Source organism: Sulfuricurvum sp., assembly GCF_028712165.1.
Classification (GTDB): domain Bacteria; phylum Campylobacterota; class Campylobacteria; order Campylobacterales; family Sulfurimonadaceae; genus Sulfuricurvum.
The window spans coordinates 1-12,358 of record NZ_JAQTQR010000077.1; the positions used below are offsets into that span (position 1 = coordinate 1).

Genomic DNA, 12,358 nt, shown 5'->3' on the forward strand with positions numbered 1-12,358 from the left:
CACTGTCCAAAACGGTAGGCGTTCCCATCACTTCTATCTCTTTGGCTAGTCCTATCTGAACGTTTATGATATCCATCAAATGTTTATCTTCATCGGCATTCAATACAAGCTTTTTATACTCTTGGGAGCCATTTGCGATAGCTAAGAGTCGCTCAGCCATATCCTCTTGATCCGCTCCTTTGAGAACCCATTTGCTCATCGGTATTGCGTCTTGATGAAATGACAACGGGAAGAGGTAGATTTTAAAAGTGTACTTTTCTTTGAGTGTCGGCATGATTTTCTCGAATTGCTTACAGTAAGGGCATTGCGGATCGACAAAAACATAGAGGACTTCACTGCCGGTTCCGTAACTGAATGCTTCTTTCCCTGCAATAACATTTTTATCTATCGGAAAGCTCACTCTTTGTTTTGTATCGGTACGAATAGCATTGCCTGTTATCAGAATTTTTTTGTCTTTAGTGATAAAAAAATCAAACGGTCTTTTCTCTTGACCATCAACGACACGTGTCGGCAGCCCTTTAATGAGATATACGCTTCCTTCATCTTGAACTTTTAGAATCTGTATTTGACTCTCTTTGATGATATTTAAAGCACTTAATTCTGAGAGTATCGGATCATCCGCCATTACAACTGAGGCTATCGAAAACAGTGCTGTTGCTATCTTTTTCATTTTAATCCCTTTTCATAACTATTTAAACAAATACATTTGAATGAAGAATTTATCTTCTTAATTTAGGTCGCCGTCTTTCCAATACTTTGTCCCCTGAATCGTTGCCTGAAGTGCCAGACCGTTTTGGGTCAATTTATAGAGACGAATGCCCGGTGCAACCGTTATAGCCGCTCCGTATGCATCACCTTTGTCTGCCAGCTTTGCAGCGGCATCGGCTTGTGCATTGGCTTCCCATCCTTTATTGACGAACTGATCAAACACCTCTTTGTCTTTAAAGAGGAATACTGCCCGAAAATCTTTTATACCGAGTCCGAATCCTGCTCCTCCGGAGGCCATATTCATGTAGATATTTTTTCCAGAACCATTGACATGAGCCATTCCGGTACCCCCCTCTGCGGAGAGGAGAATCAGGTTTACACCGACATTGCTAAAAGTCGCATAGCCGTAGGAATTGGCAATCATCTCCTTGGCTTCAGGTGCATGTTTATAGAGCAGTTGAAGCGTTTCATCGCTCGATTGGAGACGATTTGCACGTTGTTCTTCAATCGTTTTGCCGCTCCAGAAACCCGAAAACATAATTACGGCTGCAATGGCCGCTATCGTCATCCATATTGATCGGCTTACTGACACCGATTTACATTGTAATTGGTTCAAAAATACTCCTTGTTTGATTTCATGCAGATGATACTATTCCTCTTCTTATTTAAATGGCATTGATTATTATTGAACAATAATTTAATAAGCGAGGAATAAGTTTGGATAAGAAGAGCAGATTGCTCTTATATACGTTCGCTTCCTTTTTGTGTTAGGACCAGCGTAACGCCATCTTCTTTTATTTCGATGATGCCGTCATGTTTCAGTTCATCCATTGCGATTTGAAAAGGACGGTCTTGTTTTGAATCAAGTTTTTTTAAAATAGCGCTGATGACGTCTTGTTTGGTCATGATATGACCAGCGGCGGCATGGCTTGATTTGAACCAGTTCATGAACATTGCTTTGATCTCATTTTTTTGAGTGGTTTCTACACTCTCTTTTTTAGGAGGCGCTTTGCGTTGAAAATTAGGAGAAGGTTTGGAATATTCTCGTTTAGGAGCTGTTTTTCGGTTGGTTGCAGGCGGTTTAATGGGATATCCTTATGATTGAACGTATAAGTGTATTGTAGTGATTTTTGCTTAATGGCGTATCTTATAACAGTGCTTTTATATCCTCTTCGATTTCTTCAGGGGTCGTCGCCGGAGCATAGCGAGTGATTACTTTTCCATGACGGTCAACGAGGAATTTGGTAAAGTTCCATTTGATCGCTTCGCTTCCTAAAATCCCGGGAGCCTGTTGTTTGAGATAGCGATAGAGGGGATGGGTATTGTCTCCGTTAACGTCGATTTTGGCAAACATCGGAAACGTCACACCATAATCGATTCGGCAAAAATTTTCGATCTCCGGTTCGCTGAGGGGTTCTTGAGATGCAAATTGGTTGCAAGGGAAACCCAGTACGACCAGTCCAATGTCTTTGTAGGTACGATACAGTTTTTCCAGGCCGGCAAATTGGGGTGTAAATCCGCATTTGCTGGCTGTATTGACGATGAGCATCACTTTGCCGCGATACGGCTCTAATGTGCTTTTTTCCTTATGAATGGTTAGAACTTCGAAATCATAGATACTTTTTTCAGCTGTTGACATAAGAGTACTCCATAAAGCGATTAGAATCAGTAAAACTTTCATAGTGTGATCAGAACTGCCGCTTCCGGATTGATAATACGGAAGGTACAGCTTTCGGTTAAAAACAGAGAGTAGCTGTCGTCTTTTTCTCCGGTATATCCGATACTGACATCCAGTCCGTTATAAAGGACAAAATCTCCTCCCCGCTGGGATAGAGCTAGAATCTTGTCGTCTCCGATCGATTCGCAAACGACAAAGAAGTTTGCTCCAATCAGTGTTTCCAGACGGCTTTTGACACTGACGCCCCCTTCGCTCTCTGCCACCATCTTAATCAGTGTCGCGGTAGAGAGGACAAGTTTATAAGGACCTTCTACAAATTCGGCACCGAATGCCGCAATCATAGCTGCAACCGCATCGATCAGTCCTTTTGTATTTTTGGCATGTATCGGTTTACGAGGGATTCTTTTCAAAATTCCTTCGATCTCCACTTCTTTCAATCCATCCAGGATGAGAGAATTTTCGACGGAACTAAAATGGTTAGAAACTTTTTTAAAGATCGAATCGTCAAAATCGGGCTTATCGCGTTTAAATGCTTCGACGATCGATTTAGGCAAGTCAAAATCGTATCGCATTTCAACCATTCTGAGCGGCTCCCTTGCCGATAATGTCAGATTTTCGGCGGAGGAGAGTGTTTTCAGGTTACCTGTGGGTATTGCATCGGTTTCAAAAGGTACGGGGGTAAATCCGACCAAAGAGCGAAGCTTGAGGCGTTGGCTCAAGAGCGGGGTAAAAACTGCGTCAATCTGTGTCCATACTGCCGGTGCGATAGGAGAGGTCTCTCGGTTTAAAAATTTCATTGTCGGCTCCTTAGCTATTGCTTCCGATTTTTAATGTCCCTGAGGATGGTGTAGCAGGGGGTGTATCGGTTTGAGTTGTTTGATCCGCTACTGCGGACTCCTGTACTACGATATCACCGCTCGAGAAGAGAAACTTTTGCATCATCGCATCCCACACCGGAGAATTGCGTCTAAGCCACTCCAGCCCCATGCATGCGTGTTCTATCTCTTCGTCACGGTTATGTTCCATGATTGCTTTTGCAGCAGGATCCGTTGCTGCTTCGGCACGCTGGTTATACCAATCTATTGCTTCGAGCTCTTCCATCGTGCTCTCTATAATACGATGATAATCTTTTGTACTTTCCGAAAGTAAATTTGGATCTTCGTGAAAACCTTGGTCTGCCATTGTCGCTCCTTTTGGTTTAATCCTTAGGCTTCAATGGTACAGCTCTAAAATAACTTAAGTCAATAGACTTAGAGAAGATATGTTTTTATTTATTTTTTTTTAAGAAAGTGATTCTTATAGATGAAAATTTAGAAATTGAAGTAAAAAGTTTAGGGTATATTTGTATAGATGTCTTATACTTTTTTTTAGATAAACTAGTTATATTTTTAATAGATTTGAAATGGTGAGAGAAAAGGAATGCGATGAAAGAGCTGAATTTAACTGATTTGATGCTCACATTCGGACAAGATATCAAAATGGCTCTGTATACGCTGGAGAGATATAACGTTGAGGCCAATTTAGCTTTGATCGCCTGTGATGATTACGATGTTGATAAAACCCATCTCATAGAGAGTGTACGACAAAGCGATATCGCAAAAAAAATCAATGGTCATTATATTGCGGTACTCTTTACATTTGTGGACCATGCTAACGCTCGGACGGCTTTGGAAAAATTGATTTTCAGCTATCACCAATATCAGCTCAAAGGGAGTTTGGTAATGTTAAAAAAAGGGGAAACTGTTGAATCCGTTTGTGAGCGATTGTTGCAAGCTAATAACGTGGTTCATCGAGATCCTGATAATCAAATTCTTGATGAGTTTGATCACCCTGTTGTCTAAAAGAGAATAATCCAATCAACTGCCAATTGAAAAGTTTATTTTTCCTACATCAATCTCTTTTTTTGTCACCATGTCAAAAATGCCTTCAATATCTTTCGGATTTATATGATTATATTCTCCAATAAATCCCTTGGAAACAGTTGTCTCTGCAAAAAAGTATTTTTTACCATTCGCTATCACATATGAAGCCGGTTTTTTCACTTTTGTTTCATCAGGTATGTGAACAGCAATAAATCCATGTTCTTTGGTTGTGATCAGGAGACATTCATAATGATTTTGCAAAAGCAAGGTTGCCAATAAAAAAGATTTTTCGTCACAATCACCTCCGTTTTGATTGATCACATCGGATGGATTTCGGTCAACTGAACTCTCCTTGTAGGGAATGCTAAGTACATATTGATACATATGGTCAATCTCACAATAGCTATCACCGCTGCAGTTTTGTGTCAGCATATCCACTATAGGTTTCATTTCATTATGTTCATAGACATCGTATTTATAAAATCGGTTATGGATTTTGACCATTCCCTTTCTTTCGCAATACTGCTCATCCGTTTCAGGAGGTACGTTTGCCCGCAGGTACAGTGAATATGCAACAATTCCTGCTATTCCATAGAGTCCAATACGATATAAAAGACGTTTAACAGAAATGCTCATAATGGATACCTTGCTTTTATAAGATGATATACGTACTATCGTTTAAATATTATATTTTATATAACTTATCCAGATGTTAAATGGGAGATAGTAAGTTGATTATACTTTAATAAATATAGATTGCTTGTCAGCTGATGAGGAAACAGTTTCGATGCTATAATGCACTAAATGTAGGCGGGGAGTAAGCTATGAGCACAATTATCATGCTGTTTATATTACCGTTGGGAATAGCGGTCTATTTCTGGGATCGCCGTAATTATGCTCAGAACCTCGGGGTATTTCGGGATTATATTTCGCAAATCACTCATGCGGATTTGCCGGATACCGAAAAGATGGAAAGAATCGACGAGATGTTTTACCAAAACGGTTATACGCGTATTGAGCGAACTGCGACACGACTCATTATAGAGAAAAAACATTTTAATATCGGGGTACTTTTTATCTCGCTGGGAGCGTTGACTTATTTCGGTCTGTTTATTTATTTGATTTATTACCGTTTTTTTCAAAAACCTCGGCGGCTGAGTGTTGATTTGAGAGAAGAAATTATGATGAGAGAGATAGGAAAATAGTCTACATTCCTTTTTTTACCAGGAACATACACGATTCCGACCGAGCTCTTTGGCCTGATAGAGCGCTTTATCGGCTTGCTCAAATAAAGTATCGAAGTCTACACCGTCATTTTTCGGAGTGCTGACCCCGAAAGAACAGGTAATGTGTTCGATTGTAGAAAAAAGATGTTCTTCGATACTGAGGCGGATTTTGTCTGCGATGCGTTCAGCGAGAGTTATATCAAGAGTTCGGATGATGACAATAAATTCTTCTCCACCCCAGCGTGCGACTATATCATTTTCCCGCATGATCTTTTTAAGCAAGATTGCGAGTTCTTTCAGGACACTGTCTCCTACCGCATGTCCGAACGTATCGTTGATCGGTTTAAATTTGTCGATATCGATAATAATGACAGAAATCTGTTGGAGAAAGGGAGGCGTTGTATCGATGTGTTCCATTAGCCCACGGCGATTTAGCAGGGTAGTGAGCGGGTCTCGTTGTGCAGACGAACGGAGCAATGTATTATTATTTTTGAGTTCAACCTGTTTGTGATGGACTGTTTCGAGAAGATAATTGAAAAAGCGTGCAACGATGCCGACTTCCGTATCGCGCTCTTCATAGACTTTGGTCTGCAGATTCCCTGTCTTCATAATACGGATAATGCTGTCGATGGTTTCTACCCACGGGAGCCTTGCTTGATGTTCCGTTACATTCAGCCCGATTACTTCATTTCGGCCGGAGACACGAAGAGCGTTGAAACGATTTAAAATAAGAAAGAGGATAATTCCGCTTCCGAAAGCAAAAACGAATGCGCTGACGATACCGAGTGATTGCACGCCTATCAACTCCATGCGGCTCATTCCCTCATGCAGCGGAGCAAAAAGTCCTACCGCAAATGTCCCCCATACACCGGAAAATCCATGGATACCTACTACACTGAGCGGATCGTCAATATGAAATTTTTTGAGTAGCAGCTGATCGGAAAAATACATGATAAAGGCTGAGACAAATCCGACAAACGCCGCTTCGAGTGTTGTCAAATCGGCACATCCCGCCGTAATGCCAACCAGTCCGGAAATGATCCCGAAACTAAACAGTTCCACTCCGATCCCTTTTTTCAAAAAAAGGCTGATGAGATATGCGCCGAAACCGCCGAATGAACCTGCGATCAGTGTGTTGAGGAGGATAATGCTCACCGAGGAGTTAAAAGCGAGGAGGCTTCCGGCATTAAAGGCAAACCATGCGAACCAGAGGATAAAGACTCCGAATACAATAAAGTTGTGGTTACTAGGGGCAAAATTGCTGATCTTACCTTTTCGAAATCTCCCCAGACGAGGCCCTAACGTGATGGCACCGGCGAGCCCTATCCATGCCCCCATCGAATGGACGACCGTCGAACCGGCAAAATCGATAAATCCCATTTGTTTCAGCCAGCCCTGAGCACTCCATGCCCAATGTCCGACGATCGGATAGATCAAGGAAATGACGATGATAGAGACAACGACGTAGCCGTTGAATTTCATCCGTTCTGCAACGGCACCGGAGACGATAGTGATCGAAGTAGCCGCAAACATGGACTCAAAGAAAAAGAAGCCGTTTTCAGCCGGATTACTGCCGTCAATGAGAAATCCGCTTGTCCCTACGATTCCGTTGAAATCATTCCCGAACATCAACCCAAAACCGATCACCCAGAAACACATGACACCGAAAATGGTATCGATGAGATTTTTCATAGCGACATTGATCGTATTTTTTGAGCGGACGGTGCCGGTTTCAACCATAGCAAAACCGAGTTGCATGGTAAAAATCAAGATACCGCTTAAAACGATCCAAAGCAGGTCAATATTGCTATATTCGCTCATCAACGGTCTGTTCCAACTCTCATTTTATTGTTAAAAGATAACTACTTATTAAATATATGCATATATTATTCTTTATTATTTTAATGCTTATAGTAATAAACAAAAACTAGCCGAACAATTTAACACTTTTTTGTGCACACACATTTCATAATACTCCATTACTGATCAAGAAAATATCGTAGAATCTACAGTATTTACGAAAAAGGAAAGAGGATGTCTGTACCATATTCCATAAAAACGCTCACTCCTGCCGAAGCTCTTAATCTGATCGAAAAGGGGGCAAAGATCCTTGACCCGATAACCCCTGAAGCGTATGAGTGTTATCACATCAAAGATGCAATAAATGCCTGCGTCTATGAAGTTTCTTTCTTACAAAAAATTCCCGAACTTTTGCCTGACAAAACGGTACCCATCATTGTATACGCTAACAGTGCTACATCGCATGAATCCCTTGTCGCCGCCCAAAAGCTCGAAAAACTCGGTTACGGCAGTGTTTATGTGGTAGAAGGGGGGATTGAAGCACTGGTGCAAGCAGGTTGTATGAGAGAAGGCTCAGCAGACTCACTCTACGAACAGCTCGAATATACATCGGGAAGCTATACAGCTCAGGCGGAGAGTGCTTTTATCGGTTGGACCGGGCGCAATGCCAACGGTAAACATTATGGTACTGTTAGTTTGAAAGAGGGGGTCATGCATATTTACGGAGAGAATGTCTATGGTAGTTTTACCGTCGATATGACCGACATAACCGACCTCGATCTTGAGGATGCCTCGTTTGCCAATATGCTTATCACACATTTGAGCTCTGATGACTTTTTCTCGGTTCAGTCGTTTCCCGAAGCAACGTTTAGCATCCATAGTGCGAAACGTTCTCCCGAAGCCACTGTCAGTTCTGTAAATCACATTCTGGAAGGATCTCTCAGTCTCTGCGGCATTACCAAAAAACTCAACATTCCTGCTACCTTTGTTCAAAGCGACACCAATACTTTGGTACTTGAAGCCCATTTCGATTTTGATCGTACTCTTTGGGGAATCGCCTACGGTTCAGCACATTTTTTCCGTTTTCTAGGGATGCATGTGGTTTTCGATCCTGTCAGTATTGAAGTACGTATTGTGTTAAAAATCGCCGATTAAAAAAGGGAAGGAATTTCACTTTATCAGATTTTTTCATCATATAGAGCCGATTGGTTACTTTAAACGTGTATGATTCCGATTAACTTTTAATTGGCGGGTGGAGAAGATGAAGCTAGTGGTATATTTTTTAGTTTTTGTAGCAATTGTGATACAGTTTATCAGACCGGATTTTAAAAATCCTGCAGTAGATGAGAATGTTGCGTTAAACGCTGATCCTCACGTTATGAGCGTTCTGAAAACCTCATGTTATGACTGCCATTCCAATGAAACAAAATACCCTTGGTATCAAAATGTCGCCCCCGTCTCATGGATTATGTCGGATCATATCCAAAGAGGACGCAAAGCACTCGATTTTTCAAATTGGGCCAATATAGATCCTAAAGTGAAATTAGAACGGTTACAGCGGGCAACGCAAGTCATCAACAATGATATGATGCCGAAACATGATTATCTTTTGATGCATAAAAATGCTGTTTTGAATAAAGATAAGAAACAAACACTCGAGAAATTTTTTGATTCACAAATACTGGAATTGGGCGGCTCGACAAGTACTCTGAAAAAATTTAATATTTAATCGATATATTTCTTCTTAATCTATTATGTTAGATAATGATAGAAAAAGAAGGGTGACGGAATGAAATTTCGAGTTGCTTTGATATTTTCATTGTTTGCGGTTCTTCCAATAACGCTGAGTGCGGCTGAATCCAAAAAACACTCAGCCGTGAAAGATGCCGTAACTGCACCGCTGAGTGATCTTAATCTGATTCATGTTGAAATACCGCCTGTACTTATTGAAGCTCAAAAAGAACCCTATAGAGTTCCTATAGAACTTAGCTGTGATGCTTTGTCTCTCGATGTGGAAGAACTGGACAATGTACTTGGTCCTGATCTCGATGCAGCAAAATCCGATTCTAATACTACACTTCTTCAAAAAGGAGTAAGCAGAGCAGAGAGTGCGGCAGTAGGTACATTACGCAATACAACAGAGAGTGTAATCCCCTACAGAGGGTGGGTGAGAAAGCTATCAGGTGCTGACCGTTATTCGAAGAAAGTTACAGCTTCCATCACTGCCGGAACAGTTAGACGAGCTTTTTTGAAAGGGATAATGGCATCAAAAGAGTGTATTCGGACATCTTCAAATTAACTCTATAACGTCATTTATCCCTCTAAAAATGCTTCCCATTTCAACGGATTCCAATAATATGAGGCGGGAGAAACTTCATGTGGTACAGCTGGAATCGGCGTTGATGGAGGGATTGAGAGAATCGGCGGAGCAGGCGTAAGCTCCGGAATCGGAAGCCTCGGATCATTGGAAGCAGCATCCAGATACGCTATGCACAGACCTCTTTTATCACGAATAATACCATTCTGAATTACTCCGAGATGCTGAGCGTCGTGGTAGGTGAAAACATGACTGTCGCGTATAAACGCTCTGCAGCATTTTTTACGATCATAAATGACACCATTATAAAGCCATCCGATTGTCCGTCCGTGACGGTTAAAGATAGGATTCATAGTTATGTTACCTCCCGCCCAGATTTTTTAGGGATTCCATTGTAACAAATTATTATTAATAAAACAAATACACGAATATATTAATATCTCCATGCATCCCTATTATTGATTGATTATTTTTGCATGAAAAATTCATAAGAACATATAATGCATAGTATAAATACATTATGAATTTTATCTAGGAGCAATCTATGGCTGTTCTTATTACCGACTCTTGTATAAATTGTGATGCTTGCATAGATGAATGTCCCGCGACGGCGATCGTCAGTGCCGATGAATCGCCTTTAAATGACAGAGAATACACCTACGTTAAGCCTGAAAAATGTATCGAGTGTGTCGATGCCGCAGTACCAAAATGTGCCGATGTCTGTCCGAGCGAGGATTGTATCGTATGGGATATGCCCTACATTGCAGACTATAACGATTATTTCGTACTAAGCGAGCGCTACGTGATTCGAGAACATAAGAAAAAAGGGCTGATGTCACCGGAAGTGAGTCCGATGCCGTGGCGTGAGACGATCAGTATGGAGCACAGAGAAGGACATGTGAGTGTAGGGCAGACGCTAAAGCTTTATAATTAAGTATATCCCTTTGTTGGAGAAGTAGGGAGTTTATTCAGAACGCAAGGTTATAACATTTATTTGAGGTCGAGCGAAGAACCTGACGGGTGGTGTAACGGTTCCAACCCCGTTTGAGATAATTGCTGTCATACTCCCAACCTGTACTTTCCCCGTTCTATATTTTTGCCTGGTTTTTGTCGGAAGAATCGGTGCGTAGAGCCCGAAAAATGTCACTTGTCCGCCATGTGTGTGACCTGCTAAAACGAGATCGATTTGTGTATTGTCTTTTATCTCTTCTATATAATCGGGATTATGGGTAACTAAAATGACAAAATCTTCTTTTTTTACACCGGTTAGTGTGGGATTTATATCTTGAACTCCTTCAAGATAATCATCCACGCCTCCTATTTTAATGCGACTTTTGCCGACAGAAATCCAACTTGCATTATTATCAAGAAGATTGATTTTTGCTCTTTGAATATTCTTAATGGTTAATTCTTTACCTTCCCAATGGTCATGGTTTCCGAGAATAGCGTAGACACCGTATTTTGCTTTCAAATACTGTAATTCATCAAAACAAGACGATATATATTTCTTATCACGATGTACATAGTCACCCCCGAGAATAATAATATCCGGCATTTCATTATTAACTAAGTCAACCAAATTATGAACCCTTTCTCTAGAAAGAAAAGGGCCATGATGGATATCCGAAATAAAAATAATTTTTAGTTTGTCAGTCTTAGAATTGATTTTTTTACTTACAATCGTATCTTGCTTTATTTCTATGAGATACGGTTCATAAAAAGTATACATCAATAAAAGAGAAAAAAATGATGCCGCGATAATCAGTAATCTAATGGCTTTATTTTTCATATTATCCTTTTTATTTTCAAATTCTAGCTTTTGGGTGTATAACATTATTATTGGGTACAAAAAATTCTTCTAAATTTCCTAAGAAGATATTGGTAAAAAGGGTGAAATTTATTTGACTTTATTATCGTTATGCTTTTTATACAAAACGTTACCCTCCATAAAACCAATGTGAAGAAGTGTGTCCTTTGGCCTCGGAAAAATAGGATGCTTTTTCTGACGATCCGGATGAATACGAAGAAATATGACCGCCGCCTCCACCTGAGTTGTTTGAACATTCTTGATCATGATTTGGTCCGCAGTCATGCCGATGAGAAGAATCGCATCCGGATAAAGCACTCATGATGATTAAACCGAATGTTCCGGTTTTGATTTGGTTTGCAGTAAATAGTTGAAGTTTTTTTTTCATAATGTTTAAAAATATATCTTTCTTATTTGCTCGCTTCTTTCATATCGGCGACAAATTGCTGTTGTACTTGTTGTAATTTTGGCATCATTTCCAACGATAATTTTTGCATTTCTATCATTGATTTTTGCATTAATGTAGGCATTTTGACAATGAGCGCTTTTCCGGCAGGAGTTTTGTAAAATGCGATTATTCCATCGATTTCTTCTTGGTTAAATGTCTCTTCATAGAGGCGAATGTACATTGGTTCGAGTTTTTCCCATGCAATTGTATCCTGCATGACTGCCAATGCATTTTTTTTCATTTTTTCGATTACTGCCATCTGTTTGGGAGTAGGATTTTTACCTGCAAGGATCTGCTGAACGGAGCGATTCATCATCGCTTCGGTTTGTATTGTGATGCTGTCAACAAGTTTACGTGATTCGGCAACCTCTAAAAGTTCTCGTATGGAACTTTGACTTGCGGGTGCTGCCATTAGGGCAGAGGATGCGACAAAGAGAGAAAGGATGATACGTTTAAAGAGAAACATGAGTGGCTCCGTTTAAGTCAAATGAGAATTTATTTTGTAAAAAGCA

General features: G+C 40.5%; 18 protein-coding genes. 6 read left to right on the forward strand and 12 right to left on the reverse strand.

Annotation, left to right across the window (positions count from 1 at the left end):
- From PHP90_RS11900 to PHP90_RS11925, 6 genes are all read right to left on the reverse strand, one after another.
- The coding region (locus PHP90_RS11900; protein ID WP_299930165.1) for a thioredoxin fold domain-containing protein at positions 1 to 670 on the reverse strand (670 nt) is incomplete at its 3' end.
- A gap of 57 nt (positions 671 to 727) precedes the next feature.
- Complete coding sequence (locus tag PHP90_RS11905; RefSeq protein WP_299930167.1) at positions 728 to 1,324, reverse strand: hypothetical protein; 597 nt, start codon at positions 1,322 to 1,324, stop codon at positions 728 to 730.
- 125 nt (positions 1,325 to 1,449) lie between these two features.
- Positions 1,450 to 1,656: a hypothetical protein gene (locus PHP90_RS11910; protein WP_299930170.1), complete on the reverse strand. Its 207-nt coding sequence runs from the start codon at positions 1,654 to 1,656 to the stop codon at positions 1,450 to 1,452.
- Positions 1,657 to 1,855: 199 nt separating this feature from the next.
- The gene (locus PHP90_RS11915) at positions 1,856 to 2,347 is read right to left on the reverse strand and encodes a glutathione peroxidase (protein WP_299930173.1); all 492 of its coding nucleotides are present in this window, start codon (positions 2,345 to 2,347) and stop codon (positions 1,856 to 1,858) included.
- A 38-nt stretch (positions 2,348 to 2,385) separates the two neighbouring features.
- A complete protein-coding gene (locus tag PHP90_RS11920; protein ID WP_299930176.1) occupies positions 2,386 to 3,183 on the reverse strand; it encodes a family 1 encapsulin nanocompartment shell protein in 798 nt (265 codons plus the stop codon).
- A 10-nt stretch (positions 3,184 to 3,193) separates the two neighbouring features.
- A complete protein-coding gene (locus tag PHP90_RS11925; protein WP_299930178.1) occupies positions 3,194 to 3,568 on the reverse strand; it encodes a ferritin-like domain-containing protein in 375 nt (124 codons plus the stop codon).
- A gap of 242 nt (positions 3,569 to 3,810) precedes the next feature.
- Between PHP90_RS11925 and PHP90_RS11930 the strand changes: the two genes are divergently transcribed.
- Complete coding sequence (locus tag PHP90_RS11930) at positions 3,811 to 4,227, forward strand: hypothetical protein (RefSeq protein ID WP_299930181.1); 417 nt, start codon at positions 3,811 to 3,813, stop codon at positions 4,225 to 4,227.
- Positions 4,228 to 4,242: 15 nt separating this feature from the next.
- Here the strand turns inward: PHP90_RS11930 and PHP90_RS11935 are convergent, their stop codons facing one another.
- Positions 4,243 to 4,884, reverse strand: a complete 642-nt coding sequence (locus PHP90_RS11935; RefSeq protein WP_299930184.1) for a hypothetical protein — start codon at positions 4,882 to 4,884, stop codon at positions 4,243 to 4,245.
- 188 nt (positions 4,885 to 5,072) lie between these two features.
- Here PHP90_RS11935 and PHP90_RS11940 point away from each other — a divergent pair, with 188 nt between their 5' ends.
- A complete protein-coding gene (locus tag PHP90_RS11940) occupies positions 5,073 to 5,453 on the forward strand; it encodes a hypothetical protein (protein ID WP_299930187.1) in 381 nt (126 codons plus the stop codon).
- Positions 5,454 to 5,468: 15 nt separating this feature from the next.
- Here the strand turns inward: PHP90_RS11940 and amt are convergent, their stop codons facing one another.
- A complete protein-coding gene (amt, locus tag PHP90_RS11945) occupies positions 5,469 to 7,295 on the reverse strand; it encodes an ammonium transporter (protein ID WP_299930190.1) in 1,827 nt (608 codons plus the stop codon).
- 213 nt (positions 7,296 to 7,508) lie between these two features.
- On the opposite strand from amt, the gene PHP90_RS11950 reads away from it, so the two are divergent.
- The 3 genes from PHP90_RS11950 to PHP90_RS11960 all read left to right on the forward strand — a co-directional run bounded on the left by PHP90_RS11950 (position 7,509) and on the right by PHP90_RS11960 (position 9,573).
- Positions 7,509 to 8,429: a YceI family protein gene (locus tag PHP90_RS11950; protein WP_299930193.1), complete on the forward strand. Its 921-nt coding sequence runs from the start codon at positions 7,509 to 7,511 to the stop codon at positions 8,427 to 8,429.
- Between the two features lie 106 nt (positions 8,430 to 8,535).
- Positions 8,536 to 9,003 carry a heme-binding domain-containing protein gene (locus PHP90_RS11955; RefSeq protein ID WP_299930196.1) on the forward strand — a complete coding sequence of 156 codons (468 nt, stop codon included), beginning with the start codon at positions 8,536 to 8,538 and terminating at the stop codon, positions 9,001 to 9,003.
- 60 nt (positions 9,004 to 9,063) lie between these two features.
- Positions 9,064 to 9,573 (forward strand): hypothetical protein, encoded by a 510-nt coding sequence (locus PHP90_RS11960; RefSeq protein ID WP_299930199.1) that lies wholly within the window; start codon positions 9,064 to 9,066, stop codon positions 9,571 to 9,573.
- Between the two features lie 14 nt (positions 9,574 to 9,587).
- Here the strand turns inward: PHP90_RS11960 and PHP90_RS11965 are convergent, their stop codons facing one another.
- Complete coding sequence (locus tag PHP90_RS11965) at positions 9,588 to 9,944, reverse strand: 4-fold beta flower protein (RefSeq protein WP_299930202.1); 357 nt, start codon at positions 9,942 to 9,944, stop codon at positions 9,588 to 9,590.
- Between the two features lie 191 nt (positions 9,945 to 10,135).
- Here PHP90_RS11965 and PHP90_RS11970 point away from each other — a divergent pair, with 191 nt between their 5' ends.
- Positions 10,136 to 10,525 carry a 4Fe-4S dicluster domain-containing protein gene (locus PHP90_RS11970; protein WP_299930205.1) on the forward strand — a complete coding sequence of 130 codons (390 nt, stop codon included), beginning with the start codon at positions 10,136 to 10,138 and terminating at the stop codon, positions 10,523 to 10,525.
- 30 nt (positions 10,526 to 10,555) lie between these two features.
- On the opposite strand, the gene PHP90_RS11975 is transcribed toward PHP90_RS11970, so the two are convergent.
- The 3 genes from PHP90_RS11975 to PHP90_RS11985 form a co-directional block, all read right to left on the reverse strand.
- Entirely contained in the window at positions 10,556 to 11,380 is an 825-nt protein-coding gene (locus PHP90_RS11975; protein ID WP_299930208.1) for a metallophosphoesterase, read from the reverse strand.
- A 148-nt stretch (positions 11,381 to 11,528) separates the two neighbouring features.
- Entirely contained in the window at positions 11,529 to 11,786 is a 258-nt protein-coding gene (locus tag PHP90_RS11980) for a hypothetical protein (protein ID WP_299930211.1), read from the reverse strand.
- A 22-nt stretch (positions 11,787 to 11,808) separates the two neighbouring features.
- Positions 11,809 to 12,312: a DUF2059 domain-containing protein gene (locus PHP90_RS11985; protein ID WP_299930214.1), complete on the reverse strand. Its 504-nt coding sequence runs from the start codon at positions 12,310 to 12,312 to the stop codon at positions 11,809 to 11,811.
- Positions 12,313 to 12,358: the final 46 nt, after the last annotated feature.